Origin of the sequence: Kocuria sp. JC486, assembly GCF_011602805.1 — a bacterium.
GTDB classification, from domain to species: domain Bacteria; phylum Actinomycetota; class Actinomycetes; order Actinomycetales; family Micrococcaceae; genus Kocuria; species Kocuria soli.
The window spans coordinates 1-26,450 of the sequence record NZ_JAAOZS010000029.1; the positions used below are offsets into that span (position 1 = coordinate 1).

The window sequence follows — 26,450 nt, forward strand, 5'->3', positions numbered from 1 at the left end:
ATGATGACATCCTCCCCGCCAGCGCCTCCCGGCACTAACGATCAGTTGTCACCGATACGTTCCTCACGCCCGAAACCACCCGGCACTCGTGCCAGCCGAGGTCTGGTACCAGGTCTAGTCCGTGCTCACCGCGCACCAGTGCGCCGTCGAGGCAACCCAAGTCCACGGCCACTACCTCAAAGGCACCATCCACTGCGGTCAGTGCGGCTCCCGACTCATCGTCTCCAACGCGAAGAACCGCCACGGCAACGTCTACTGCTACTTCGTATGCTCCGGTCGGCACTCCAAGCGCACCGACTGCACACGCCAGGCGATGCTCATCGAAGACGTCGAGAAGCTCGTCGAGGACTACTACACCCGCGTCCAGATCACGCCCGCCCAGCAGGATGCGCTCGCGGGCATGCTCCACCACGAGTTCGATCGGCTCATGGCTGCCGAGACCGAGGAGCTGGAACGCCTCACCACCAACCGCGACCGGCTCGAAAGCGAGCAGGACCGGCTCATGCAGGCGCACTACGCCGACGCGATCCCGCTCTCAGTGCTCAAGCGCGAACAAGACCGCATCGTCGCCGAACTCGACCAGGTGACCCGCCGCATCGACGCCCACTTCGGCGACTACGCCGAGGCCCGCGCCCACCTCGACGACGCCCTCGGCCTGCTCGCCAACTGCGCCGACATCTACACCCGCTGCGACGACACCAACCGGCGGCTGTGCAACCAGGCGTTCTTCACGAAGGTCTTCATCGACGAGGACAACGAGCTGCGGGTCGAGCACAACCGGCCCTTCGAGATGCTCCTTGATCCGCAAATCAACGCGAATGCCCTGACCTGGGCCGCAGACGCCAACAAGGCCCGAACCTCGGCCAGCGTTTCCGTTGGCAAGGGTTCGAGCCTTGTGCGTGGGGTGGAGCTAAGGGGAATCGAACCCCTGACCTTTTCATTGCGAACGAAACGCTCTACCAACTGAGCTATAGCCCCGTGCCGCTTGTGCAGCGCGGTCCATCGTACGCCTGCCGGGCCGAACGCCCAAAGTGGGGCGTCTAGTGTTGTGGCATGACTGAATCCACCGAGCAGACCTCGGGCCCCTTGCTGCGCGTCGGGTATGAACCCGGCATGATGCCCGGCAAGTGGTTCGACCGTTGGCGCGAACGCCTCCCCGGCGCCACGTTGGTGGACGAGCAGTTGGAACCGGGCCGGTGGCGCACGGCACTCGGCACCGGGATTGACGCCTGCCTTGTCCGTCTGCCCGCTCATCCCAAGCCCGGGTTGGAGGATCTGGAAGGTCTCCGCGGTCACTTCCGCGCCGTCCCCGCCTACACGGAACTCCAGGTGGTGGTCCTGCCCGCCGAGCACGAGCTCACACTCCTGGACGAAGTTCCCGTCGCCGAGCTGGCCGACGAATACCTGGTCCAGGACCTCCCCGAACACCGCCCCTCGCAACACGGTGCCGGAACCGACGACGACGGAGCACCGCGCCCCCCGTTGGAAGCCCGGGATGACGCCGACCTCGTCGAATACGTGGCTGCCGGAATCGGCCTGGTGGTCCTGCCCATGTCGGTCGCGCGGTTCCACCATCGCAAGGACCTGACCTACCGGGTGGTTCCGGACCTGCCGGGTAGCGACGTCGTCGTCGTCTGGCCGCAGGACCTGCCGGAGGAGACGGAGGCTCTGGTCCAAGACCTGGTGGGGGTGGTCCGCGGTCGCAAGCGCGACAGTTCGCGGGGGGAGGCCACCCACTTGGTGACCGAAAACGCCCAGGACAGTGCCAAGGACGCTGTGGCGCCGCGGAAGCGGCGGCAGTCCGCCAAGGCCAAGCCGGGCACCACAAAGGCCAAGCCGGGGGAGTCGCCGTCGCGAACGGCCAAGGGCACCAGCCGAGGGGATCAGCTCAAGGGCAAACGACTGGCCGGTGGCAAAGCTCGCCGCGGCGCCAAGCCGGGCCGCCCCAGCACGCGAGGCGGCGGGGGCCGCAAACACCGCTGATCCCGACGCCGGAGGGGTCAGGACGGCTCAGTGCCTCCGGGATGCGCTGTGCCCGGGTCCGTGGGGCGGGCTCCCTCGGCAGAACTGGCGGGCGTGTAGAGGTCCGCGCCGCTGCCGCCACGGACCATGGTCTGGTTGACCAGCGGGACGGAGAGACCCGCGGCGTCCAACATCTTCTTGATCTTCACGCGAATCACGCGGCTCACCGCCCACTGCTGGGACGGTGCGGTCTTGGCTGCCACGCGCACGGTCACGGACTCACCGGTCAGCGCTTCCACACCCCAGACCTCCGGGTCGGCCAACACGAACTCGCCGACGTCGGGGTCTTCGCGCAGGTTAGCCAGGGTGTCGGTGAGGCGCTCGATCATGGCGTCCAGGTCGCCGTCGTAGGGGAGCGGAATGTCCAGGACGGCGCGTGCCCAACCCTGGGACTGGTTGCCCACGCGCAGGATCTCGCCGTTGCGCACGTGCCACAGCGTGCCCTGGACGTCGCGCACCTGGGTCACCCGCAGGCCGACGTCCTCGACCACACCCGATGCCTCTCCCAGATCCACCACGTCACCGATGCCGAGCTGGTCCTCGGCCACCATGAAGATCCCGGAGAGGTAGTCCTTGACCAGCGACTGCGCGCCGAAGGACAGCGCCACACCCGCGATACCCGCTGATGCCAGCACGGGGGCGATGTTGAACCCGAGCTCCGAGACGATCATGAGCAGGGCGACCGCCCAGATCACAAGCGTGACCACGGAGGCCAGCACGGAGCCGACCGTCTGCGCACGTTGTGCCTGACGCTTGCGCGCCAGCCCGGCGTCCTCGACCCACTGCGGCCTTCCCGAGTCCAGCTTCCGGATGACGCGGGAGCGGGTGCCTTTCTCGATACCGCGTGTGATTCTGCGGATAATCAGGCGAATCGCGGCGGATGCGACGACGGCAATGAGTAGGATCATCAGGACCCTTGCGGGTACCCCGAGCCAGAAGTCCCAGGACGCCATCTCCGGCATGGTTGTGCTCACATTCGCCAATAGGTCCATGACGGGCACGGTAATCGGCCCGTCTCAACGCCAACTTAATACCCGCTTGCTGCCCGCGCAGTGAGTGCCGACCACCTGACGTCACACGAACCCTGTTGCCCCACCGGGCACAGCTTTCAAGGAGCGCCATGGCTGTAGCAGCCCTGACCACCCTGACCATCCAGACCCCGGCGACGGTTTCGATCCCGTCGCAGAGCGCCTCGGAAGAAGCGGGTCTCAGCGGCATCGCCGGTTGGGCGGTGGATGTGATGGACGTGATCGGAGCTCCGGGGGCGGGTCTGCTGGTCGCGCTGGAGAACCTGTTCCCCCCGCTGCCCTCGGAAATCATCCTCCCGCTGGCCGGCTTCACCGCAGCCCAGGGTGGCTTCACTCTGTGGGAGGCACTGTTCTGGACCACGCTGGGTTCGATCCTGGGTGCCATGGCGCTCTACGGGCTGGGCGCCTGGTTGGGCCGACACCGCCTGTACCGGATCGTGGACGCCATGCCGTTGGTGGACATCCACGACGTCGAAAAGACCGAGGACTGGTTCGACAAGTACGGCCCATACACGATCTTCTTCGGCCGCATGATCCCGCTGTTCCGTTCCCTGATCTCGATTCCGGCTGGCATCGAACGCATGAACTTCCTCAAGTTCACGGCCCTGAGCCTGGTGGGCTCGCTGATCTGGAACACCATCTTCGTGTTGGCCGGCTGGTTCCTGGGCGAGCAGTGGCACCTTGCCGAGCAGTACGCCGGCGTGTTCTCCAACCTGGTCTACGTGCTGATCGTGGGCTTCATCGCCTGGTGGGTCATCAAGCGCATCATCCGTAACCGGAAGGGCCTGGCCGACGGCGCCCGGAAGGAGACCGTGGAGGAGGTCCTGGCGCGCCGGGACCGGAAGATCGCAGAGCACGCTGAGGCCAAGAGGCAGCGCAAGGCGGCCCGCCACGCGGGGTGACCCGGCCGCTGTCCCGGGACGTGGCTACAACCAGTCCTTGTTCTTGAACACCAGGTACAGGCCCACGCCCACCGCCAGCATGAGGACCAGGGCGAACGGGTACCCGTAGGCCCAACTCAACTCAGGCATGTCGTGGAAGTTCATGCCGTAGATCGAGCCGATCATCGACGGCGCGAACAGGATTGCAGCCCAGGCGGAGATCTTCTTGGTCTGCTCGTTGAGTTCCATGGCGGCGTCGTTCTGACGTGACGCCGTGAGTGTGGCGTCCAACTGCATGGCGTCGTTGAGCTGCGCGCGGAAGGATTCGATGCGGCTGTTGACCACCAGCACGTGGTCGCGCACGTCGCGGAGCATGTGCTGCAGTTCCTCGTCCGTGTGCCATTTCTGGAACCCGGCTTCGAACTGGTCGGCCAGCAGGGACAGCGGAGCCGCCGCACGGTGGAAGAGGTTGACCTGGCGGGCGAGTTCGTAAATGCGCTGAGACACGTCGGGCCGCCCGGCGAACAAGGCGTCCTCGATCTCGTCGATGTCCTCCTCGACAGATTCCAGGATGGGGAAGTAGTCGTCCACCACCTGGTCGATCAGGGCGTAGAGGATCGCCTCCGGCCCACGCGCCAACAGGTGCGGTTCGGCTTCAACGCGGTGTCGCACCTTGCCCACACCTGCGGTCTCCGCGTGACGCACGGTGATCACGAAGTTCGGGCCCGTGAACACGTGGATCTCGCCCAGGCGGATGGACTCTTCGGAGTCGTTGTACGTGGCCGGGCGCAGGACCGTGAACAACGTGGAACCGTAGCGCTCCGTCTTGGGCCGCTGATGGGCCAGCACGGTGTCCTCCACAGCGAGTTCGTGCAGGCCGAACTGCTTCTGCAGCGCCTCGATCTCCCCCTTGCCGGGACGGTACAGCCCGATCCAGGCCATCGCACTGTGCTCGTGGTGGTGATCGGTGTCCGTGCACGGGGTGTGCGGCGCGACATAGGCCCGGTCCGGAGCCTCGCCGTCGTCAGCGCCGTCGTGGCCAGCGGAGTGGCCGCCGACGCGATTGGCCCCGTGACCGCCGTCGTCGACGCCGTCCAGCTCCTCCAGGAGTCTGAAGGTCTCCTCGAGTGACTTGGGGGAGGCCACCCGTTGCCCGGCCTTGTACACGGCGTTGTCCACGATGCTCACCGGCCCATTATCGGGGAGCCGGTCCACTGTCACACAACGGGCCTACTCCACCGCACTGATCCGAGTCAGCTCCGGGGTGGGCGCCGCACGATCCTTAGACTGTTCCCCATGGCTCATGAGCAGGCGGCACATCGTTCCCCGGTCCAGGACGCGGACGGCAGGTCCTCGGCCACCCGGCACGGATCCGGGGCCCCCGCCGATCCTGCGCCGACCATGTCCACCCGGGCCGGGGCGTACGCCGTCGTGATCGAGGACGACAAGATTCTGCTGTCCCGCTGGGTGCCGCGGAATCCCGTCATGCGCCCGTCCTGGACTCTGCCCGGGGGAGGCATGGAGGCCCGTGAACAACCGGAGGACACCGCGGTGCGAGAGGTCTTCGAGGAGACCGGCTACACCGTGGAATTACAAGAACTTCTGGGCGTGAGCAGTTTCTACATCGACTCCGAGCGCAGGATGACTCCCGGCGACGGCCTCCTGCATGCCCTGCGGGTGGTCTACCGGGCGCGCGTCACGGGCGGCACCTTGACCGCGGAAGTGGATGGTTCCTCGGACGACGCCCAATGGATCCCCATCGCGGATCTCGACCGGTACCCGCACCTGGACCTGGTGAAAGTGGGCCTGACCATGGCCGGAGTCGAGGTGACGGCATGAGCCGGCAGATCAGGAGCGGGAACGAACGCGCACGGACCCGTAAGGCTGCGCTCGCAGCCGTGGCAGGGGCGGGTCTGCTGACCCTGACGGCGTGCGACGGCGGCGAACCCACGCCCGGCCCGAGCCCGACGGCGGAAGCCTCCGCGACCGGCATCGTGGTCGGTGCGGGGCCCACGGACCAAACGGAGACCGTGGCCTACGTGTGGTCGCAAGCGCTGGAGGACGCGGGCATGGACGTCGAGGTGCGCAAGATCGAGGGTGGCCGCGCGGGCTACTTGAAGGCCGTCGAGGAAGGGGAGATCGACGTCTTTCCCGACTACTCGGGGGACCTCTACCTGGAACTGCGGGGGAACCAACCCGAAGGAGCGGGGACGGAGGAAGCCCAGGAACCCACCGAGTCCCCGAGCTCGACCGAAGTGCCGTCGCCCGAGGCCAACCAGGCCGGCGGCGACGGGAACATCGTGGACACCCTGGCCGACATGCTCGGCAGCGGGCAGCAAGGTGTCACGGACGGCGACGTCGAATCCGCCGTGGCCGACCAGCTCCCGGAGACCGCGCAGATCTTGGACGCCGCGCCCGCGGAGAACAAGCGCGTCCTGGTCACCACGTCCGCAACCGCAGCTCAACTGGAGGTCAACTCCATTGACGACCTCGCCGAGCACTGCCAAGACCTCACGTTCGGTGCCATCAAGGGCGAGGACCAGGCCTCCGTGACCGCTGCCGCCGTCTCGGACACGTACGAATGCACGCCGGGTCAGGTGCGCGAGTTCGACTCCCAGACCGATGTGGTCCAGGCCCTGTTGGAAGGCCAGATCGACGTCGCCGCGGTGCTCTCCGCCACGCCCGCGATCGACGACAACTCCCTGCACGTACTCGAGGACAACCAGGACGCCCTGGTGCCGGAACGTGTGTTGCCCGTGGCCGATGCAGAGTTGCCGAAAGAGGTCGCGGACGAAATCAACGGCATCTCCGGTCGGCTCGACACGGACGCGCTGATCCTGCTGACCCGGATGACCACGTCCTCGACCCCTTACACCTCGGAGGAAGCGGCGGACTACTGGTACGGAACCGTGCAGCCGTAGCAGCGCCGGTGTGCCGTCGGCCACGGTTGGCCGGGTACGCGGATGTATCGTGAACTCATGCCGAAGAAGGTCACTCAGTCCGAAAAGCTGTCCAACGTCCGCTACGACGTCCGGGGCCCGGTCCTGGAACAGGCCGAGAAAATGGAGGACGCGGGCCACCGCATCCTGCGCCTGAACATCGGTAACCCAGCGCCCTTCGGCTTCGAGGCGCCCGACGCGGTGCTCGTCGACATGATCAAGAACCTGCCCTACGCGCAGGGGTACTCCGATTCGCGCGGCATCTTCTCGGCGCGCACCGCCGTCGTGCAGTACTACCAGACCAGGGGCATCCGGAACCTGGACGTGGACGACGTCTACCTGGGCAACGGTGTCTCCGAAATGATCACCCTGACCCTGCAGGCGCTGTGCAACCCGGGGGACGAGATCCTGGTTCCCTCCCCGGACTACCCGCTGTGGACCGGTGCCACGTCGCTGTCCGGCGGCACCGCGGTGCACTACAACTGCGTGGAAGAGGACGGGTGGAATCCCGATCTGGAGGACATCCGCTCCAAGATCACGGACCGCACCCGCGGCATCGTGGTCATCAACCCCAACAACCCCACGGGTGCCGTCTACTCGCGGGAGACGCTGCAGGGGATCGTGGACATCGCCAAGGAACACGAACTGGTGGTGTTCTCAGATGAGATCTACGAAAAGATCACCTTCGACGACGCCGAGATGATCAACCTGGCCACCCTGACCGGCGAGGACGTCCTGTGCCTGACGTTTTCCGGGCTGTCCAAGGCCTACCGGGTGGCGGGTTACCGCGCCGGGTGGGTGGCGATCACCGGACCCAACTGGAAGGCCGAGTCCTACCTGGAGGGCATCAAGCTGCTGGCCAACATGCGCATGTGTGCCAACGTCCCGGCACAGCACGCCATCCAGACCGCGCTGGGCGGGTACCAGTCGATCAACGACCTCATCCTGCCGGGCGGGCGGCTCAAGGCGCAGCGCGACCTGGCCTACGAACGTCTCAACCAGATCGACGGCGTCACCTGCGAACCGGCCGCCGGTGCTCTGTACCTGTTCCCCAAGTTGGACGTGGAGAAGTTCAACATCACGGACGACGAGCGGTTCGCCCTGGACCTGCTCAAGGAGCAGAAGATCCTGATCAGCCACGGGTCGGCGTTCAACTTTGACACCCCGGACCACTTCCGGCTGGTGTTCCTGCCTTCCGTGGAACAGCTGGAACCGGCACTGGACCGGATCGAGGAGTTCCTGGCGGGCTACAAGCAGGTCCAGTGAGGCTTTCGCCCGCTCACGGATGAACTTTCGTCACGGTTTTCTGCCACAAACACGCTTTGCGCGGCAGAAAACCGTGACGAAAGTTTCTCAATCGGCCTCCGGCGCCGGGACCATGGTCAGCTGACCGGTCCGGGTGTCCAGTTCCATGACCTTGCGCGGGGTGCGCAGCAGCCAGAACACCAGGACCGTGAACGCCAGGCCCGTGACACCCACGATCAGGCCCGTCATGGAGATCGCCTGGTTGTAGGCACCGGCTGCCGCCGTGACGAGTTCGCTGCCGTTGGGCAGGTCCTCCGCCACGGCGTAGGCGCCACCCAAGGTTTCGCGGGCCGTTCCGGCGGAACTGTTGTCCACTCCGGTCGGGATGTTCAGGAAGGCCTGGTAGAGCCCGGTCACCAGACCACCGACGACGGCGGTCCCGAGCACCGCGCCGACCTCGTACCCCGTTTCCGAGATGGCCGAGGCAGCCCCGGACTTCTCGGGCGGGACCGAGCCCACCACGAGTTCCGTGGAGAGCGTGGTCGCGAAGCCGATGCCCACACCCAGCACGCAGTAGGCGACCACCATGGGCCAGGCGGCGTTGCCCACCGTGGCGGCGATGACCAGGTAGCCGGCCGAGGCAAGCACCAGGCCAACCACCACGACCGCCCGCGGCCCCACGACGCCGGCCCAGCGAGCGCCGAGCAACCCGGACACGATGGCCAACACCATCCCCGGGATGATCAACAGTCCGGCGGTGAAGGCATCCATGCCCACCACCAACTGCAGGTGCTGGGTGATGAAGAACAGGAAGCCGAACTGGACCAGGTTTCCCATGACGTTGACCAGCACGCCGCCGGTGAACCGGCCGCTCTGGAACAGCGCCAGCTCGACCATGGGTGCCGCCAGCCGGTTCTGGCGCAGCACGAAGATCACGCCGAATGCCAGGCCCAGGACCAGGGCGACTGCACCGGCCAGCAGCGCGCCACCGGTGGCCAGTGTCTTGATCCCGTAGACGATCGGCGTCATGGTCAGGATGGCCAGGACGGCGGAGGTCACGTCCAGCTTGCCGGGGCGCGGGTCCTTGGACTCGGGCAGCGTGAACGGTGCGATGGCGCCGAAGGCCAGGCACACCGGCACCGCGACCAGGATGGCCGCGTGCCAGCTGAAGGCGTGCAGCATGGCCCCACCGACGATCGGACCCAGGGCGGCGCCGGCACTGAAGCCTGCGGTCCAGATGGCGATCGCGGTGCGTCGGGCGTCGTCGTCCTCGAAGATCACGCGGATCAGGGACAGGGTCGCGGGCAGCAGCATGGAGCCGAACACGGCGATGGCCACGCGGGAAGCGATCAGCATTTCGGCGCTGGTGGACAGGCCGCCCGCCACCGAGGCGGCGGCGAAGCCCACGGACCCGATGATCAGCAGAAGTCGGCGCCCGGCGCGGTCGCCCACCGTGCCCATGGGGATCAGGAGCCCCGCCAGGATCAGCGGGTAGATGTCCACGATCCACAGGAGCTGGGCGGCGCTGGGGCGCAGGTCGGCGGCGATGTCCGGCAGCGCGAAGCTCAACGCGGTGGTGGTCACGGACACCGTGAGCACAGGAAACATGAGGGTCGCCAGAGCCAACCAGGGGTGGACTCGGCGCTGTTCAGGTCGCACGTGGCGCACCTCCTGGGCGTGCGTTGCAACTGTTGACACGAAAGACCTCCCCACGTGATCGGACTGGACGGGACGGGATTTCACCCGTAAAACTATACCGACCAGACGGTACAGTTTGAGTCACCCGGAGGCAACATGCTGATGACGTGCGGTTGACCACCCTCCGATGCTGACAAGCTGTGAGATCTTGGAGCTGAGGAAAGGACCATCGATCGTGTCGCGTAAACCCGTTGCCCGTGATCGCCTGCTGGAGGCATTCCAGGCGATCCTCGTCGATGACGGCGAACGCGCGGCCACCCTGGACGCAGTCGCTGCCCGCGCCGGGGTCTCCAAGGGTGGACTGCTGTACCACTTCGCGAATCGTGGGGAACTGGTGCAGGCCCTGCTGGAACACATGCGCGTGCTGGGGGAGGAGGACTGCCGGTCGATGGCGCAGTCCCCCGAAGGCGCCGCACGACAGTTCCTACGCAACTCCGTGTGGGCCGGATCAGACATTGATCTGGCCATCGTGGCCGTGACCCGCCTGGCCCAGGGTGGGGACGAATCAGCGCGTCACGCGCTGCAGGAACTCAAGGAGAGCTGGTACGAGTTGCTCCTAGCGGACCTGGGGGAACCCGCCGTGGCCAACGCCGTGCTGCACATGGGTGACGGGCTGTACTACAACGCCAGCATCGGTTGGCTGCCCGCCAACCGCAAGGAGAGCAAGGCCACCCTGGAGCAGTTGCTCGGCGTCCTGGAACGGCTGCGTCCAGCCGGTTCAGCGTGAGGTCAAGACCCGACGTCAGCTGACGGGCTCCGCGCCCTCCGACGAGTCCTCACCCTGTGCCTCTTCGCGGCGTTCGCGCGCAGCTTCCAAGCGTTCCCGGGCGCCGTCGAGCCACTGCTCGCAGCGGTTGGCCAGGGCCGCCCCGCGCTCCCACAGTGCCAGCGATTCCTCCAGGGCGGTTCCGCCCGCTTCGAGTTGCGCCACGGTGCGCACGAGTTCCTCGCGGGCTTCCTCGTACCCCATCGATTCGATGTCGGACAGGTCCGGGGCGGACGGGTTCTGGGTCGAGGTCTTCTTCTGTGCCATGAGGTCTCTTCCTTCGGCTGATGCGGGGTGGGTCGATGTGGCGGGGTCGCTCTGAACGGTGGGGACGATGTCGGAGGGGTCCGGTCAGTCCGTGGGTTCTCCCGGTTGGCGGGAGGATGTGGAGTCCGTGCGCACCGCCAGCTCTCCGTGGGCCAGGCGGATGCCCAGAGGGTCCCCGACGGTCACCTGCTCGGAGGACTTCACCACAGCGCCCCCCTCGGTCATGACCACGGCGTAACCGCGGGACAGGGTCTCCTGGGGTGAGAGCGCCCGCACGCGGTGCTTCATCTGGACGATCGTGTCCTTCTCCCGTTCGGTGCGGTGCAGGACCGTGCGCAGTGCCCGTTCCCGGAGCCGGTCCACGTCTTCTTCGCGGACCAGGACCATGCCCTCCGGCTGGTCCAGAACCGGGCGGGACCGGATGGAGTCCAGGGCGGCCTGTTCACGGTCCAGGAACTGCAGCACCGCGCGGTCCAGGACCACGCGGGCGCGGGCCACCTGAGCCTTTTCCTCCGCCCAGTCCGGGACCACGCGTTTCCCGGCGTCCGTGGGGGTGGAGGCGCGCAGGTCGGCCACGAAGTCCAGCAGGGGCTGGTCGTTCTCGTGCCCGATCGCGGAGACCACCGGGGTGGTGGCTGCTGCGACGGCGCGCAACAACATCTCGTCGCTGAACGGCAAGAGGTCCTCGAAGGCGCCACCACCGCGGGCGATGATGATGACGTCCACCTCCGGATCGGCGTCAAGGTCCTCCAAGGCGCCCATGACCCCGCGGACCGCGCTTGTGCCCTGTACCGCGACGTTACGGATCTCGAATTCGACCGACGGCCACCGCAGCCGGGCATTTCGGACAACGTCCTTCTCGGCGTCCGAGTTGCGTCCGGTGATGAGTCCCACGCGGTTGGGCAAGGGTGGCAGGGGTTTCTTGCGGTCGGCGTCGAACAGGCCCTCCTCGGCCAAGGCCCGGCGGAGTCGTTCGATCCTGACCAACAGATCGCCCAGGCCCACGGGTCGCACACCCTGCCCGATCATGGACAGGCGCCCCGTCTTGGTCCAGAAATCGGGCTTGACCTGCGCCACCACGCGCATCCCACGTTCCAGAGGGGTCTCCATCTGGGCCATTTCCCGGGCGAACAGGGTCACGGGGACGGAGATCTCTTCGTCCACGTCCCGCAGAGTCAGGTAGGTCACTCGGGCGCGTTGGTTCAGCTCCACCACCTGCCCTTCGACCCAGGTGGGATCGCAGCGGGCGATGTAGGCGTGCAGGTTCTCCGACAACAACCTGAGCGGCCAGGGGTTTTCGGGGGTGGTCAACCCGGCACGTGGCGGCAGGACTCGCTCCACCGTCGGCGGCGCGGTGTCCTGGGGCTGCTCCGTGTCGCCGGGTCGCCCGGCGTCTTCGGGGTTCATAAGCACATACCTACCATTTGCCGCGGACACCACAGGGGACGCCACGGGGTCACCGCCCTGGCGGTGGACAAGGCCCCGACAGCGCTCACGCTCGTAACACCGTGGAGCAGCGCGGACCCGGGCGGTCCTACCCGGTCCGGGCCGTTACGGTGGGAGCCATGGCTTCGAGAACCGGATGGGCACAGCGCTGGCGTGAGCGGCGCCGTGTCCAGATCGACGGAATCGAAGGCGATGCCGTTCCGAGCCGCTTCCGCCCCGAACACCAGGGCCGCTTCTCCCGCGGCTGGTGGGGTCTGCTCCGCACGATTCTGGCTGTACTGCTGGCATTGACCGGTGCGCTGGCGATGGTGGCCGGAATCAGCCTGCAATGGCTTCAGGACTCCGTGGTGGACCGGGACGGATTCGCCAAGGTTTCCGAGGAGCTGGCTGCGGACCAGTCACTCCAAGAAGAGCTGGTGGCCACTGCCCTCGACAACGCATCCCGGTCCGTCCAGCAACAGGACCTGGGCGGGATCCCCTTCGGGGGGTCGATCCTGGACATCGTGGACCAGCGGGTTGCCTCCGGTATCCAGGAGTATGCGGGGACCGAGCAGTACACGGACGACTGGAACCAGGTGGTCCTGACCACCCACGAACTCAACCTCGAGAACGCCGGAGAGGGTGAGGGGCAGGGGGCACCGGAGGACCTGGAAATCGGCACGGGCCCGGTCGTGGATTCGATTGAGCACCACATCGAAGACCGCATCGGATTCGGAGTCGATCTCGACCTGCGTTCGCAGGAATCGCTTGGCGGAGCGGACGGGATCGTGGTGGTGGGTGACTCCCACACGGGCCCCACGTTCGACACCATCGTGGATGCCACGAGGGCCGCCCCTTACCTTCTGTGGGGCGGTGTGGTCGCGATGGGCCTTGCGCTTCTCCTCGGACGGCACCGGGAATGGGCCGTGGCCGCGGCCGGCGCGGGCTTGATCGTCGGGGTGCTCTACGCCCGGTCCCAGGCCGACAGCCTGACGACGTCCGTGACCTCCTCCCCGAACCTGCAGGACGTCGGCCGTACGGTCGTCGAGCGGATCTTCGAGATCCTGCTCACGGGCTTGGATCAGGCCTTGACGCCCTACCTGTGGGCGGGTGTGGCCGCCCTCGTTGTCGGGTTGATCGCGGCAGCCGCGCGCACCCTGTGGCACTGGGGAGCTGACGACGGGTGGGAGGACGCGCACACCCCGGGCGACGGACGACGACGGCGCGTGGTCGAGGTCTGAGTCATACCAGGGCCCTGGGCTCACCCCGTACGATGGAGCCCATGTCCACCCCCGTCGCTCTTGCCATGCCGACCGTTCCCCGGACCCGCCGAAGCCCCGATGACATCGCTTCCGCGGCGCCCGTCGAAGGCCCCAAGAAGGTCCTGTTGGCCTCACCTCGCGGGTACTGCGCGGGCGTCGACCGGGCCGTGATCGCCGTCGAGAAGGCTTTGGAGCACTACGGCGCCCCCGTGTACGTACGCAAACAGATCGTGCACAACAAGCACGTGGTCGAGACCCTGGAATCCCAGGGGGCCGTGTTCGTGGACGAGGTGGACGAGGTTCCCGAAGGTTCGCTGCTGGTGTTCTCCGCACACGGCGTTTCACCCGCTGTGGTCCAGTCCGCGGCCGAACGCAATCTGGAAACCATTGATGCGACGTGCCCCTTGGTGACCAAGGTCCACCGAGAGGCCGTGCGCTTCGCCAAGCGTGGCCAGCAGATCCTGCTGATCGGTCACGTCGGACACGAGGAAGTCGAAGGCACGTTCGGGGAGGCCCCGGAGCAGACGATCATCGTCAACAGCCCGGCGGACGTCGACACCCTTGAGGTGGAGGACCCGGACAACCTGGTGTGGCTCTCGCAGACCACGCTGAGCGTGGACGAGGCCCTGGAAACGGTCTCCCGCTTGCGGGAACGGTTCCCCAACCTGCAGGACCCACCCTCCGACGACATCTGCTACGCGACCTCCAACCGTCAGGGCGCGATCAAGGAGATCGCGCCGCGTGCGGACCTGGTGATCGTGGTCGGGTCCTCCAACTCCTCCAACTCCGTGCGCCTCAAGGAGGTTGCCGCGGAGTACGGCGCCAAGCGCGCAGAGCGCGTGGACAACGCGAACCAGGTGGACGAAGCGTGGTTCGAAGGCGTGTCCACAGTGGGCGTCACCTCCGGCGCCTCGGTGCCGGAAGTCCTGGTCCGGGACGTCCTTGCACTACTCGAGGAATACGGCTACGGCGAGATCGAGGAAGTCGTGACTGCCGAGGAGGACATCCTGTTCTCCCTGCCCAAGGAACTCCGTGCGCGATTGACGGCCGACGGTGACGCCGACCGCAACCTGGGCGGCCGCGGAGCGCGACCCGCCCGCTGACAGATCCGCGCGTCACGTTCAGGACTCCGGGAGATCCCGTAGCAGTTCAGGGGCCGTGAGGGCCTGCGGCTGGATTTCGACGGCGGAGGTGACCAGGCGCTCGTCGTCGGCGGCCGTGGGGCCCAGATCGTTGAGCTTGCGCGCGGTGGGCAGGACTCGACGTTCGAGGGAGCCGACCAACTGGTTGTACTGCTCCACGCTGCGCCTGATCGAGCCGCCCATCTTGCTGAGGTGACCGCCCATGGTGCCCAGCCGGTCGTACAACTCCCGTGACAGACGCAGGAGTTCCGTGGCGTCCTGCGCCAGGGATTCCTGCCGCCAGGAGAACGCCACCGCCTTCAAGGAGGCCAGGAGGGACACGGGGGAGACCAGGGCGATGTTTCGGCTGGCGGCGTGGTCCAACAGCGTGGGATCCGTGTCCAAGGCCACGGCGAGGGCCGACTCCACGGGGATGAAACACAGCACCAGATCGGGTGAACCGGGCAGCGTGTCCCAGTACTTCTTCTTGCCGAGCGCGTCCACGTGGGCTCGCACGGCCTTGGCGTGGAGCGCCAACTGCTCGGATCGTCGGCGGGCACCGGAGGCGGAAGGGTCGCTGATGTCCTGCGCTTCCAGGTAGGCGGACAAGGGTGCTTTGGCGTCGACGACGATCTGCTGGTCTCCCGGGAGATGGACCACCATGTCCGGACGCACTTGAGTCTGTTCGGAGGCCACCGTGACCTGTTCGGTGAAATCGACGTGCCGGAGCATGCCTGCTGCCTCCACGACGCGCCGCAGCTGCATCTCTCCCCAGACGCCACGTGCCGAGTTGGAACGCAGGGATCCCTCCAAGGCGCCGGTGACCTGCTGGAGCTTGACGTCCGACTCCCGGGCCGCCGCGAGGGCGCGGGAGACGTCGCCGAACTGTTCGGAGCGGTCCCGTTCCAGCCGGGTCACGTGGTCCTGCATCTGCCGCATGCGGTCCGTGAGAGGGGCCAGGGCACGGAGCAGGTCCTGGTCCTGTGCGGCACGGTCCTCCAGCTCCTCAACACGTGAGGTCTGCAACCGCGCCGTCTCCACGGCCGCGGCGTGTTCCGTGGCCAGTCGCTGGTTGGACTGCGTCAGTGACTCCAGCCGACCGGCCATGCCGTCGTCGGACTGTGCCCCCTTGCGCTGGCCCAGGACCCACCCGACCACGAAGCCCGCGACCGACCCCACCACGAGCAACACCAGGGGGAGGACCAGGAGAGTCAGGGCGTTCGATTCCATGCCACCAGGGTGCCAGCGCGCTCGGACAACTCAACGCCCCTCAGAGCCAGCCGTTCTCCCTGGCCTTCAGTGCGGCTTCCGTCCGGTTGCCCGTGTGGGTCTTGCCGATGGCCGACGACAGGTGATTGCGCACGGTCCCGGGGGAGAGGCTGAGGCGACTGGCCAGTTCCTTGACCGAATGGCCGTCCAGGGCGGCCCGCAGCACGTCCTGCTCGCGCTCCGTCAGGGGGTTGTTTCCGGAGACCAGGGACTCCTCGGCCAGGCTGGGGTCGATCACCCGCCGACCCGCGTGGACCGCGCGGACCGCTTCGGCCAACTGGTCTGCGGGAGTGTCCTTGACGACGAATCCCATGGCCCCGGCGTCCAAAGCACGCCGCAGATACCCCGGGCGGCCGAACGTGGTGACCACCAGGCACTTGCAGGCAATCCCCGCGTCGCGGATCGCCCGTAGGGCATCGATGCCGTCGCGGCCCGGCATCTCGATGTCCAGGAGGGCGACGTCCACCTGGTGCTCGCGGATCGTCTCCACGATCGCCTCCCCGGAGGACAGTTGGGCGACCACATCCAGGTCGTCTTCCAGGGACAGCAACGCAGCCAATGCGCCGCGGACCAGCGCCTGGTCATCGGCCAACAGAAGGCGGATGGGATCGCTCACGGGAGGGTGATCTCCAATCGGGTGCCGGTGGAGTCCGACGAATCGGGGTTCGGGGTCACCGTGAGGCTACCGCCGGCCGCTTCCACGCGTTCCCTCATGCCGGTCAGGCCGTTGCCGTGGCGGAACTGCGCGGGGCCGCCGTCGCCGTCGTCGGTCACCGTGAGTCGCCCGGGCCCTGCCTCCACCACGCAGGTGGACGCGCGCGAATGGCGAATCACGTTGGTCACGGCCTCCCGCAGGCACCAGGCCAGTAGCGGCTTCTGCTCTTCGGGGATTTCGACGACGGCGGGCGGCAGCTTGGCCTCGATCCGCGCGGCCCGCAGGGCGGTACGTGTGGCGGCGACCTGGGAGGACCAGGCCGGGGTCCGCAGCTGCCCCACGGTGGCTCGGACCTCCCCGAGGGCTTGTCTGGACAGCTCCAGGACCTCGTCGAGCTCGGCCGCGGCCTTGCCGGGGTCGCGGTCCACGAGTTTGCGGGCGAGTTCGGTCTTGAGCGTGATGACGGTCAGGGAATGGCCCAGAAGGTCGTGGACGTCCCGGCCGATGGACTCGCGCTGCCGGGCCAGATCGAGTTCATGGGTCAGCTGGCGTGAGCGGTCTTCCCTGTCGATCATGAGCGAGATCCCGGCCATCAAGAACGTGGACCCCAACATCATGGGCGGCACCCAGTAGCTCAGCGGAGGCCCAGCCCACACGGCAAGGCCCACGTACACCAGGACCAGGACCAAGACGGACGGAATGAAGATCCGTGGGCGTAACTTGAAGGCCAGGGAGGCGATCAGGAACGGGCCGGTGCCCATCGCGCTAAGACCGATGGCCGGGTAGGTGGCCGCTGACAAGGCAGCCAGAACCAGGGTCCAGGCAAAGGTGTTCCCCGTGGGTCCGAGCGAGCGGAACGGCCGGGTGAACCACCAGGAAGCCGCGTAGGCCACGGCGAAGACGCCCAAGGCGATCAGGGACAGGATGCGCCAACCCAGGGGCGCGTCGGAGGCGAAGGTTCCGGCGATCGGGAAGATCAGGAAGACCAGCCAGACGGACGGATACCCCAGGGCGTAGAGCAGGCCTTCGGACGGACGACCCCATCGGTCGTCCGTCCGAGCCTGGGGGGTGTCGCAACTCATGCGCGCTTGGTTCCGCGACGAGCGGCGAGGAGGGCCAACAGCCCGAAGATCACGGTCCACACCACCACACTAGTGATCAGCATCCCCAGGGTGTCCGGGTCCATCGGTTCACCCATCGTGGACATGATTTCCCCTTCCATCTGCGGCCAGGTGGCCAAACCGTGGACGCCGTAGAGCGGGGTGAACTTGGCGATCTCCAGCATGGTTCCGGAGAGCGGGGTGAAGAGGTTCCCGAAGAACCCGAGCACCACGAGCAAGCCGCTCGCGGCACCCACGGCTGCCTCGGAGCGGAACATGAGTCCGAAGAAGAGGCCGTACAGGGCGAACATGGTGGAGCACAGCACCGCAAGTGCGCCCGCGGAGAGCCAGATGTTCCAGGGCCCGAGTTCTGCCCCGGTCAGGGCCGCCACGGTGAACACCACGATCACGGGCAGCACGGCGATGGCCAGGGCCACCAGGACCTTTGCCGCCACGTACTGCCATTGGGCCATCGGCGTCAGGGCCAGCAGCCGCCCCCATCCCTTGGACCGTTCGACGGCGGCGGACCCGGCGATGTTGGTGGTGGCAACGACGGCGCCGTAGACCGCCATGGAGGTGGCGATGGATCCGGAAACCGTGCCGTGACCCGCGGGGAGGTCCCCGTAGTCGGTGATCGAACCGAACATGACGAACAGGGCGGCCGGCAGCACGATGATGAAGAACAGGCTTTCGACCATGCGCAGCTGGCGGCGGAAGTCGTAGGCGGCGTACTTGAGGATGCCCATCAGCGCGTTGGGGCCGGCAGAGTCGGCGGTGGTGGGACGTTCGGTGCGATCGGTGGCGGTTCCGGTGGTCATGTCTGCTGCGCTCCTTCTGGGGAACTGAGTTCTGGGTACTCGGGTACTGAGCAACGGGGTACTGGCGTAGGGGGTGTCGGTGACTTCAGGCTGCTGATTGCTGGGCCTGGTGGGTGAGCCCGACGAACGCTTCTTCGAGCGGCACCTGGACGATCAAGAGGTCACTGGACTTGGTGTGCGTCAGCAGGTGGTGGGCGATGGCATCCGTGTCCGGGCCGGTGAACACGGTGCGCTCGCCTTCGCCCCGCACGGATTCGGCCCCGGGGATCTCGGCCAGCGCGGTGGCGGCGTCGCCGTCGTCGCTGTTCCAGCGGACGGACACGGTGCGGAGGCCGCCCAGGGCGCGGATCTCCTCCGTGGTGCCGTCGGCCAGGATGCGACCGGCGCCCATGACCACGATGCGGTCGGCGAATTGGTCCGCTTCCTCCAGGTAGTGCGTGGCGAAGACGATGGTGCGGCCGCGTTCGGCTTCGGCGTGCATGGCGGCCCAGAAGTCGCGGCGGGCGTTGACGTCCATTCCCGCGGTGGGTTCGTCCAGGATCAGCAGGTCCGGTTCGGGGAGCAGTGCCAGGGCGAAGCGCAGGCGTTGCTGCTCGCCACCCGAGCACTTGGAGACCTTGCGATCCGCGAAGCTGGTGGCGCCCGCGCGATCCAAGGCCTGATCGATGGGCATGTGATGCGAGTGTTGGGTGGCGATCATGGCCAAGGTCTCGCGAACAGTCAGGTCGTCCAGCAGCGCTCCGGTCTGCAGGACGGCCGACACCCGACCGTGCTGTACGGCGTGCCGCGGGGATCCGCCGTACACCAGGCACGTCCCGGACGTGGGGCTGGTGAAACCGAGGATCATGTCCAGGGCCGTGGTCTTGCCGGCGCCGTTGGGGCCCAGGAGGGCCACGATCTCGCCGGAGTCGATGGTGAGGTCCACACCGTCGACCGCGCGGACCTTGCCGCCTTTGCCGGTGAGCGGGGTGAACGATTTGTGGAGGTTGATCAGTTCGACGGCGGGGGTGTTGTGTTCGATGTGTGTTCCCGTGTTCATGCCTCCAGAATCCGCTGTTTCCCGGGGCGGGGGATCTGGCGGGTGTCATGACTTGGGCATGACAAATGACACGGGCACATTGACTTGGTGCCCGTTGCGCGATGGTCTTGAAGAACCACCCGAGTTCAGGAGGTACCCATGTCCGAAACCATCGCCGGAATCCAGATCCCCGACAGCACGTTGGCCCGTGAAGCCACCGCATTGGTGCGGGATGCCGCGGAACCCCTGGTGTACGACCACTCCCGACGCGTGTACTTGTTCGGTGCTTTGCGCGGGACCAAGGACGGCCTCGACTACGACCCCGAACTGCTCTACGTCGGGGCCATGTTCCACGACCTCGGCCTGACGCAGACGTTCCGCCGGACCGATCAGCGCTTCGAGATCGACGGCGCTGACGAGGCCCGCAAGTTCCTGTCCTCCCACGGCATCGACGACGCGCTCGCCGACCGAGTCTGGACCGCCATCGCACTGCACACCACCCCCGAAATTCCGCTGCACATGGCCCCGGAGATCGCTTTGGTCACGCACGGGGTCGAATTCGACGTGCTCGGAATGGGCATGGACGCCGCTTCCGATGAGGAACGCGAAGCGATCGTTGCCGCCCACCCGCGCCCCGATTTCAAGCGCGGCATCCTGGCGGCCTTCACCGACGGGCTCAAGGACCGCCCGGAGACCACGTTTGGCAACGTCAAGGCCGATGTGCTCGAGCATTTCGTGCCCGGCTTCCAACGCGGCGACTTCGTAGAGGTCATCCAGAACAACGACTGGCCGGAGTGAGGTGCGGTCGCCGGGAGTGAGCACGACGACGGCGGGTGGGGGTCGTCGTCGTGAATCGTGGCGTGTCCGGTTCAGATCCAGTCGCGGAGTGTTGCGGCAGCTCTTGTGTGGTCGATCGAACCTGCTGCCAGGCCGATGACGACGTTGTAGGCGGCATCGTCGAGCGCGTCCAATTCGATCCCGTTGAGCCCCAGAAAAACCACCGTGCTGAGCCACCCCAACCGCTTGTTGCCGTCCACCAAGGGGTGATTGCGGACGATGGATTCCAGGAGAACGGCGGCCTTCTCCTCCAGACTCGGGTAGGCATCCACGCCGAATGGGGCCACGCCGTGCCGATGAAGTGCGGAGTCGAGCAGCCCAATGTCCCGGATCGGGCCGACACCCAGGTCGTCGATCAGAGTCAGGGCATCCTCGAGGGTGAGGTACTGGACGGGAGCCTTTGCAGGCTGCGTGGGTGTCACGGGGCTGGAGTCACTGGGCCAGACGCTTGAGGAGGTCGGCGTAGCGGTCCCGTCCTCGGGCGGAGAGGTCACGGACTTGGTCCGCCCGGGTACGACGTTGCGCGGCCTCATGGATGGCGCGCACCGTGGCCTCCTGACGCGAAATCCCTTCCGCTTCGGCAAGGAGAGCCAGTGCCTTCTCGTCCTCCGGGGTGAGCCGCAATGTCATGGCCATGGCTGAATGGTACCAAAGTGGTATCAGGGAGGCGCTGTGGTCGTCGTCGTGAATCGTTGTGCGTCCGGGGTGGCCGGTAGACTCGCGTTCCGTGGCTTTAACTATCGGAATCGTGGGGCTGCCGAACGTCGGCAAGTCGACCCTCTTCAACGCACTGACCCGTAACACCGTGCTCGCGGCGAACTACCCGTTCGCCACCATCGAGCCGAACGTGGGTGTGGTGAACCTGCCCGACGAACGGCTGGGCCAGCTGGCCTCCGTGTTCGATTCGGAGCGGGAGGTACCGGCCACGGTGTCCTTCGTGGACATCGCGGGCATCGTGAAGGGCGCGTCCGAGGGCGAGGGGTTGGGGAACCAGTTCCTGGCCAACATTCGTGAGGCCGACGCGATTGCCCAGGTGGTGCGGGCGTTCGAGGACCCGGACGTCATTCACGTGGATGGCGCGGTCAACCCGACCTCCGACATCGAGACCATCAACACCGAGTTGATCCTGGCCGACATGCAGACGCTGGAGAACGCGATCCCGCGCCTGGAGAAGCAGGTCAAGATCAAGAAGGCGGACCCCGCCAAGCTGTCCGCCTACCAGGCTGCCCTCGAGGTGCTGGGGGAGGGGCACACGGTGTTCTCCCGTGCAGCTCAGTTGGACATGGAACAGCTGCGCGACCTGACGCTGTTGTCCGCCAAGCCGTTCATTTTCGTGTTCAACGCCGACGACGGCGTGCTGGGCTCCCCCGAGCGCCAGGCCGAGCTTTCTGCGCTGGTGGCGCCCGCCGAGTGCGTGTTCCTGGATGCCAAGCTGGAATCCGAGCTGGTGGAACTCTCCGAGGACGAGGCGCGCGAGATGCTGGAGATGTCCGGCCAGGAGGAATCCGGTCTGGACAAGCTGGCGCGGGTGGGCTTCTCCACGCTAGGTCTGCAGACGTATCTCACGGCCGGCCCCAAGGAGTCCCGGGCCTGGACGGTGCGCAAGGGTGCGACGGCGCCGCAGGCCGCCGGGGTCATCCACACGGACTTCGAGCGTGGGTTCATCAAGGCCGAAGTGGTGTCGTTTGACGACCTGATGGCTGCTGGTTCCATGGCGGATGCAAAGGCAGCGGGCAAGGTCCGGATGGAAGGCAAGGACTACGTCATGCAGGACGGGGACGTGGTGGAGTGGAGATTTTCGCTCTAGCATCTGGTCGGCTACGAGACAGCACAACCGCGCAGTGTTTGACCTGCGCAGGTGGAACCCGTATGCTTGAGGTAACATGGCAGGCCCGCTTCTCTAGATGAGACGCGGGTCTGTTCTCTTTCTACCCCCGGGTGCCGGGGACGCCAGGACGATGCGCACGTGACGACCCCGAACAGCACCTACGCCAAGCCGTTCCTCACGGTCCCCGAACAGATCCGGCGGCTACGCGGTCGGGGCATGGACTGCGGCGACGACGCCTACGCGGCGGAGGTCCTGGAGCGCTACGGCTACTACCGGCTGTCGGGCTACTGGCACCTCTACCGCGACCGGCCCGCGCCACCCGCGCCCCGGTTCGACGACGAAGGCCGAGAGATCCGCCTGGACACCTTCGTGGCCGGGACCCGCCTCGCGCACGTGGTCTCCCTCTACGAGTTCGATAATGAGCTCCGCATGCGCCTCGGAGACGTTCTCAGCACCGTCGAGACAGCCTTCCGATTCTTCATCGGCCACCGGCTCGGCAGGGTCGACGCGTTTGCCCACCGGCATCCCTGGACGCTCGGCGCGACGAGGCAGGAAGATTCCAGCGCGCCGCCCGAGCCGACCGCCGCCTACTGCAAGTGGCTCAAGGAGTACGACCGGCATGAGCAGCGCGCCCGGGGCGACTTCGTCGTGCACTTCCGCCAGCAGTACGGCCCCCACCTGCCCATCTGGGTCGCGACAGAAGTGATGTCTTTCGGAGTGCTGAGTAGCCTCTACGACCTGATGTTGCAGGCCGACCAGGAGATCCTCGCCGCACGGTTCCAGATCCGCACCGCCGACGGCCGCGGAGACCGCGGTGCCCTGAGCAACTGGCTGAACGCCCTCAGGAACGTGCGGAACATCTGCGCCCACTACGGCCGGCTGTGGAACCGCGCGTTCGACGTGACCATCGACGCGCCGGGGCAGGCTCGAAAGGACGCCGACGGCCTGCTCGCGCCGCTCGCGGACGACGGGACGAACAACAGGCTCTACGGCGTGCTGCTCGTCTTGCGCCACCTCCTGCTGACCATCGCGCCGGAGAAGGGCGACGTCGTGGACCTAGCCGACTTCATCGAAGACAATTCCCGCACCGTCGGCTTCGGCATGGAGCAGCTCGGATTCCCGGGCGGCTGGCGGAGCAGTCCGATCTGGGACCTGGCCTTCGCGCTGGACCGTTCGCCGATGGTGGCCGCGAGCCTGCTCGACCGAGCCGAGTGCATGACCGCCGCCGAGACCCGTGAGTCGCTGACGGGGGCGGAAGTTATCGACGAGAAGCGGACTCGTACCCTGGCGCAGGCAGCGCGGGCGAAGAAGGCCGCCCAGCGCAGCCTGCTGCGGGCCTACCTCAAGCACGGCGTCGTGATCGAGGTCGAGCTTGGAGGGACGAAGTTCTACCCGGCCTTCCAGTTCCGGGACGGGAAGATCGTCGATGCGCTTGCCGAGATCAACCGGGCGCTCGCCCGGTCCTGCGGAGGCTCGGACCCGACCGACGTCGCCAGGGCGCTCCTGGACTGGTGGCAGACGCCGCGTTCGGACTTGCGGCTGGACGTGGACGGCTCGGACCGATCGCCCCTCGACCTGCTGGACTCGGTCACCGAGGAGCAATTCGCCGCGGCGATCGACGAGTCGGATGCAAGGCGCAGCTTCGCCGCATCCGATCTCGGTTGACCATGATCTCGCTGTAGATAGTCCTACGTGGGGGCATGTGGTGGAGTTAAGATTTTCGACCTGACATCTGGCCGCAAGACAGTAAGGAGCCCGGACCGGGAGCACGATGCCTAATGATCCTCTCAACCTCGACAAGGCCGGCGAGTGGGCTGGCGTGTGGTGGCTGCCGGAAGCCCCTAGCGAGAAGGTCCCGGGTGTCCTCCGGTACGACCCGGAAGATGGTCTCTCTCTGTCGCTGATCGGCACCTTCGAGGATCGGATCTTGACGACGGACTCGTCTGGATGGACTGCTGTTCACGAAGGAACCCGCACCTGGGAAGTAATGCACGGTGTGGCCGAGCTCAGGGAGATCACACTGCTCGGCTGTGTTCCTATGAGCACCAGAAGGACCATGGGTGCGCGAGTGGCGAGCCCTGACAAGCAGACCGTGACCGCGACGGTCGCCATCATCGGCGCGCATGTCAGCGGTGACGCGGATCCGGCGTTCGCTGGGGCAGAAGTCTCAGTAGAGGATCTGAGTCTCTGGGCGGCGTCTTCTGTGTTCGAAAGATTTCTCGGGGCTCCCGACGGCAAGATCGACGGGACCGGGCGTATCTCGGTGAAGCCGGTCGAGGCGCAATCGGTTGTGGTCGACGGCACCGAGTATCGCCTTCAGCACACCCATACGCTTCCGCACTTCGACCAGCGCAAGGGCGGCTCCATCGGACGTATGAGTGACACCGTGTCCACCCGTATCGCGCCAGCCGAACCGTTCTCGCTGAACTGCGCTCAGCTGGCGGCGAGCCTGGTGCAGGACCTGATCTCCCTGGCGACGCATCGTGCAGCGGGAGTGATCTGGCTCCGATTGGAAGTGGCTGGTTCCGAGTCGCAGCTGCCTGACGGTCAGACCTTGCCGCGCCGACGTGCCGATGTGCTCTATTCGCCCGCCGCACTGGGCAAGCATGATGCGAAGGTCGTCGATCACCACCGAATGTTCTTCACCTGCGGCTCGATCCCATTTGAGGAGGTCATGCCCCGATGGTGCGAGGCCCATGGCCGCTTGCAGGCAGCGACAAACATGATCTTGGGCTTGCGCTACGCACCGGCGCGATTCGTCGAGAACAATCTTCTGACGGCAGTCGGTGCTGCCGAGGTGTTGCACCGCAACCTCCGCATCGACGAGAAACCGTTCCCCAACGCGGAGTTCAGGGCGATGCGAGAGGCGATGCTGGCGCAGGTTCCCGATGAGCACCGAAACAGGTTGAAGGGGGCGATCCGCAACGACCCGACCCTCCGTGATCGGCTCCACGCCCTCGCCGCGCGACCCGATCAGGAAGCGATCGCACAGCTCTTACCGGATGTCGACCATTGGGCGAAGAGGACGACGCGCGCCCGCAATGACCTCGTGCACGAGGGCAGAACGCCCAACCATTCCATCGAGGAGCTGATCGCCGTCGTCGAGGTGACGACCGCGGTCGTGATCCTCAACGTCTTGAACGAGCTCGGATTGCCGGCGGGGCGGCAGCGAGAGATCGTGCAGGAGCACCCGCAACTGAGGGCCACGTTCCGTACCGCTGCCGAATGGCTGGTTCCCTCCCCCAACCCTTAGGTGCTCTGCGATAGCCGCTACTTCGGAACCTCCGTGACTCTGCGGCCCGGTCTTTTGGTGCGAGACGCGTGTGAGCCTGCCTTATCGCTCGTTCGTTGAGTGCGTCATGGTGGGTGGGCGAGACGACCGGCTCTAAGTGGCGGTAGCGCGTCAGTGCTGCCTGGTGTGGCGGTGAGACGGGAGAATGACGGCGGCCCTTAAGGACTCGGTGGAGTTCCGCTTCAATGTCTATGCTTCATGTCGACGTGCTGCCGGGCCCGTTACCCGGGGAGCATGGCTGAGACCGTCATGATGCCCGAGACGCTTGCCCTACGCGAGATTCTCGTTGCGCGTCGTGACGAGTACCAGGTGCGCTTCGATCAGTACGGCGCGACCAACCCGAAGCTGTTCGGGTCCGTCGCGCCCGGCACCGCGTGTGCGGGATCGGACATCGACATCCTCGTCGGGATGGACCCTGCGGAGGGGAATCTCCTGATGCGTACGTCCGGTCTGCTCGAGGAGAGTCACGCGCTGTTCGGGCGCGATGACATCGACGTGTTTCCTGCCCAGTTGCGCAGGCGTCCGGTCTCCGCTTCGGCGCTCGCCGAGGCGGTGCCGCTGTGAGTAGCAGTCCGGCGAAGCCGTGAACCATCTTCCCGATGAGATCACCGGCACGCACCCTGAGATCGCGTGGCCGTAGACCGGGGGTTCTCGCAACATCCTGGTGCACCAGTACTTCGACGCCGACGTGGTTCGCGATGTCGTCGAGACTCATCTGCCGCCTCTCGCCAAGGTGCTGCGGGGTCACATCTCTGCTGATTGACGGTGCGGCTCGAAAGGTTATTCGGCTACGGAACGTGGTGGAGTTCCGGTTCAACGTGTGAGCGAGTCGCCGTTCACCCTCGCGACCGGGTGAGTTCCTCTGCGAACTCTGCCAGGAACTGGTCGCCAGCCGCCGTGCTGCGGGGGGGTGCCTCTATGGTTTTCGTCAAGCCGCCAGAGCGACTGACGACGGCGCCGAAGGCGTGGTCGGGTCTTC

Annotated in this window: 27 protein-coding genes and 1 tRNA gene; 13 read left to right on the forward strand and 15 right to left on the reverse strand. The window is 66.5% G+C overall.

Annotated features, from left to right (window positions below):
• Positions 1-34: 34 nt before the first annotated feature.
• The 3 genes from GWK18_RS13240 to GWK18_RS11780 all read right to left on the reverse strand — a co-directional run bounded on the left by GWK18_RS13240 (position 35) and on the right by GWK18_RS11780 (position 978).
• A complete protein-coding gene (locus GWK18_RS13240; protein WP_245193282.1) occupies positions 35-514 on the reverse strand; it encodes a hypothetical protein in 480 nt (159 codons plus the stop codon).
• Between the two features lie 21 nt (positions 515-535).
• A complete protein-coding gene (locus GWK18_RS12965; protein ID WP_209280954.1) occupies positions 536-808 on the reverse strand; it encodes a hypothetical protein in 273 nt (90 codons plus the stop codon).
• A gap of 97 nt (positions 809-905) precedes the next feature.
• Positions 906-978 (reverse strand) — tRNA-Ala (locus GWK18_RS11780).
• Positions 979-1,053: 75 nt separating this feature from the next.
• On the opposite strand from GWK18_RS11780, the gene GWK18_RS11785 reads away from it, so the two are divergent.
• Positions 1,054-1,983, forward strand: coding sequence for a LysR substrate-binding domain-containing protein (locus GWK18_RS11785; protein WP_166835453.1), 930 nt, complete (start codon positions 1,054-1,056; stop codon positions 1,981-1,983).
• Positions 1,984-2,000: 17 nt separating this feature from the next.
• On the opposite strand, the gene GWK18_RS11790 is transcribed toward GWK18_RS11785, so the two are convergent.
• The gene (locus GWK18_RS11790; RefSeq protein WP_348535945.1) at positions 2,001-2,996 is read right to left on the reverse strand and encodes a mechanosensitive ion channel family protein; all 996 of its coding nucleotides are present in this window, start codon (positions 2,994-2,996) and stop codon (positions 2,001-2,003) included.
• 146 nt (positions 2,997-3,142) lie between these two features.
• On the opposite strand from GWK18_RS11790, the gene GWK18_RS11795 reads away from it, so the two are divergent.
• Positions 3,143-3,952 carry a DedA family protein gene (locus GWK18_RS11795; RefSeq protein ID WP_245193283.1) on the forward strand — a complete coding sequence of 270 codons (810 nt, stop codon included), beginning with the start codon at positions 3,143-3,145 and terminating at the stop codon, positions 3,950-3,952.
• A 24-nt stretch (positions 3,953-3,976) separates the two neighbouring features.
• Here GWK18_RS11795 and GWK18_RS11800 read toward each other — a convergent pair whose 3' ends face one another.
• Positions 3,977-5,119 carry a magnesium and cobalt transport protein CorA gene (locus GWK18_RS11800; protein ID WP_348535946.1) on the reverse strand — a complete coding sequence of 381 codons (1,143 nt, stop codon included), beginning with the start codon at positions 5,117-5,119 and terminating at the stop codon, positions 3,977-3,979.
• Positions 5,120-5,227: 108 nt separating this feature from the next.
• Between GWK18_RS11800 and GWK18_RS11805 the strand changes: the two genes are divergently transcribed.
• Genes GWK18_RS11805 through GWK18_RS11815 form a run of 3 tightly spaced genes read left to right on the forward strand, consistent with a single transcriptional unit; the run spans position 5,228 to position 8,136 of the window.
• Positions 5,228-5,770, forward strand: a complete 543-nt coding sequence (locus GWK18_RS11805; protein WP_245193284.1) for an NUDIX hydrolase — start codon at positions 5,228-5,230, stop codon at positions 5,768-5,770.
• Entirely contained in the window at positions 5,767-6,852 is a 1,086-nt protein-coding gene (locus GWK18_RS11810; RefSeq protein WP_166835457.1) for a glycine betaine ABC transporter substrate-binding protein, read from the forward strand. Before GWK18_RS11805 ends, GWK18_RS11810 begins: the two co-directional genes overlap by 4 nt.
• A gap of 57 nt (positions 6,853-6,909) precedes the next feature.
• Complete coding sequence (locus tag GWK18_RS11815) at positions 6,910-8,136, forward strand: pyridoxal phosphate-dependent aminotransferase (protein ID WP_166835459.1); 1,227 nt, start codon at positions 6,910-6,912, stop codon at positions 8,134-8,136.
• 87 nt (positions 8,137-8,223) lie between these two features.
• On the opposite strand, the gene GWK18_RS11820 is transcribed toward GWK18_RS11815, so the two are convergent.
• Positions 8,224-9,813, reverse strand: a complete 1,590-nt coding sequence (locus GWK18_RS11820) for an MFS transporter (RefSeq protein WP_348535947.1) — start codon at positions 9,811-9,813, stop codon at positions 8,224-8,226.
• A 175-nt stretch (positions 9,814-9,988) separates the two neighbouring features.
• On the opposite strand from GWK18_RS11820, the gene GWK18_RS11825 reads away from it, so the two are divergent.
• Positions 9,989-10,540: a TetR/AcrR family transcriptional regulator gene (locus tag GWK18_RS11825; protein WP_123824976.1), complete on the forward strand. Its 552-nt coding sequence runs from the start codon at positions 9,989-9,991 to the stop codon at positions 10,538-10,540.
• Positions 10,541-10,555: 15 nt separating this feature from the next.
• On the opposite strand, the gene GWK18_RS11830 is transcribed toward GWK18_RS11825, so the two are convergent.
• On the reverse strand, positions 10,556-10,846 hold the full coding sequence (locus GWK18_RS11830; RefSeq protein WP_166835461.1) for an exodeoxyribonuclease VII small subunit: 291 nt from the start codon (positions 10,844-10,846) through the stop codon (positions 10,556-10,558).
• Positions 10,847-10,930: 84 nt separating this feature from the next.
• Complete coding sequence (gene xseA, locus GWK18_RS11835; protein ID WP_166835463.1) at positions 10,931-12,253, reverse strand: exodeoxyribonuclease VII large subunit; 1,323 nt, start codon at positions 12,251-12,253, stop codon at positions 10,931-10,933.
• 158 nt (positions 12,254-12,411) lie between these two features.
• Here xseA and GWK18_RS11840 point away from each other — a divergent pair, with 158 nt between their 5' ends.
• Together GWK18_RS11840 and GWK18_RS11845 are read left to right on the forward strand one after the other, a co-directional pair.
• A complete protein-coding gene (locus GWK18_RS11840; protein ID WP_166835465.1) occupies positions 12,412-13,512 on the forward strand; it encodes a hypothetical protein in 1,101 nt (366 codons plus the stop codon).
• 41 nt (positions 13,513-13,553) lie between these two features.
• Positions 13,554-14,636: a 4-hydroxy-3-methylbut-2-enyl diphosphate reductase gene (locus tag GWK18_RS11845; RefSeq protein ID WP_166835467.1), complete on the forward strand. Its 1,083-nt coding sequence runs from the start codon at positions 13,554-13,556 to the stop codon at positions 14,634-14,636.
• 18 nt (positions 14,637-14,654) lie between these two features.
• Here the strand turns inward: GWK18_RS11845 and GWK18_RS11850 are convergent, their stop codons facing one another.
• The 5 genes from GWK18_RS11850 to GWK18_RS11870 all read right to left on the reverse strand — a co-directional run bounded on the left by GWK18_RS11850 (position 14,655) and on the right by GWK18_RS11870 (position 19,535).
• The gene (locus GWK18_RS11850) at positions 14,655-15,884 is read right to left on the reverse strand and encodes a DNA recombination protein RmuC (protein WP_166835469.1); all 1,230 of its coding nucleotides are present in this window, start codon (positions 15,882-15,884) and stop codon (positions 14,655-14,657) included.
• 40 nt (positions 15,885-15,924) lie between these two features.
• Positions 15,925-16,539, reverse strand: coding sequence for a response regulator transcription factor (locus GWK18_RS11855; RefSeq protein ID WP_123824982.1), 615 nt, complete (start codon positions 16,537-16,539; stop codon positions 15,925-15,927).
• Positions 16,536-17,660 carry a sensor histidine kinase gene (locus GWK18_RS11860; RefSeq protein ID WP_166835471.1) on the reverse strand — a complete coding sequence of 375 codons (1,125 nt, stop codon included), beginning with the start codon at positions 17,658-17,660 and terminating at the stop codon, positions 16,536-16,538. Before GWK18_RS11860 ends, GWK18_RS11855 begins: the two co-directional genes overlap by 4 nt.
• Positions 17,657-18,496: an ABC transporter permease gene (locus tag GWK18_RS11865; RefSeq protein ID WP_245193285.1), complete on the reverse strand. Its 840-nt coding sequence runs from the start codon at positions 18,494-18,496 to the stop codon at positions 17,657-17,659. Before GWK18_RS11865 ends, GWK18_RS11860 begins: the two co-directional genes overlap by 4 nt.
• An 85-nt stretch (positions 18,497-18,581) precedes the next feature.
• Positions 18,582-19,535, reverse strand: coding sequence for an ABC transporter ATP-binding protein (locus GWK18_RS11870; RefSeq protein WP_123824984.1), 954 nt, complete (start codon positions 19,533-19,535; stop codon positions 18,582-18,584).
• 138 nt (positions 19,536-19,673) lie between these two features.
• On the opposite strand from GWK18_RS11870, the gene GWK18_RS11875 reads away from it, so the two are divergent.
• Positions 19,674-20,312, forward strand: coding sequence for an HD domain-containing protein (locus GWK18_RS11875; protein ID WP_166835472.1), 639 nt, complete (start codon positions 19,674-19,676; stop codon positions 20,310-20,312).
• A gap of 71 nt (positions 20,313-20,383) precedes the next feature.
• Here the strand turns inward: GWK18_RS11875 and GWK18_RS11880 are convergent, their stop codons facing one another.
• Positions 20,384-20,773, reverse strand: a complete 390-nt coding sequence (locus GWK18_RS11880; RefSeq protein WP_233568724.1) for a type II toxin-antitoxin system death-on-curing family toxin — start codon at positions 20,771-20,773, stop codon at positions 20,384-20,386.
• 10 nt (positions 20,774-20,783) lie between these two features.
• Positions 20,784-20,987 carry a CopG family transcriptional regulator gene (locus GWK18_RS11885; protein WP_123824987.1) on the reverse strand — a complete coding sequence of 68 codons (204 nt, stop codon included), beginning with the start codon at positions 20,985-20,987 and terminating at the stop codon, positions 20,784-20,786.
• A gap of 91 nt (positions 20,988-21,078) precedes the next feature.
• Here GWK18_RS11885 and ychF point away from each other — a divergent pair, with 91 nt between their 5' ends.
• From ychF to GWK18_RS11905, 4 genes are all read left to right on the forward strand, one after another.
• A complete protein-coding gene (gene ychF, locus GWK18_RS11890; protein WP_166835474.1) occupies positions 21,079-22,158 on the forward strand; it encodes a redox-regulated ATPase YchF in 1,080 nt (359 codons plus the stop codon).
• Positions 22,159-22,317: 159 nt separating this feature from the next.
• Positions 22,318-23,844, forward strand: a complete 1,527-nt coding sequence (locus GWK18_RS11895; protein ID WP_166835476.1) for an Abi family protein — start codon at positions 22,318-22,320, stop codon at positions 23,842-23,844.
• Between the two features lie 106 nt (positions 23,845-23,950).
• Complete coding sequence (locus tag GWK18_RS11900; RefSeq protein ID WP_166835478.1) at positions 23,951-25,432, forward strand: HEPN domain-containing protein; 1,482 nt, start codon at positions 23,951-23,953, stop codon at positions 25,430-25,432.
• 273 nt (positions 25,433-25,705) lie between these two features.
• Positions 25,706-26,035 (forward strand): nucleotidyltransferase domain-containing protein, encoded by a 330-nt coding sequence (locus tag GWK18_RS11905; protein WP_166835481.1) that lies wholly within the window; start codon positions 25,706-25,708, stop codon positions 26,033-26,035.
• The last annotated feature ends 415 nt before the right edge of the window (positions 26,036-26,450 follow it).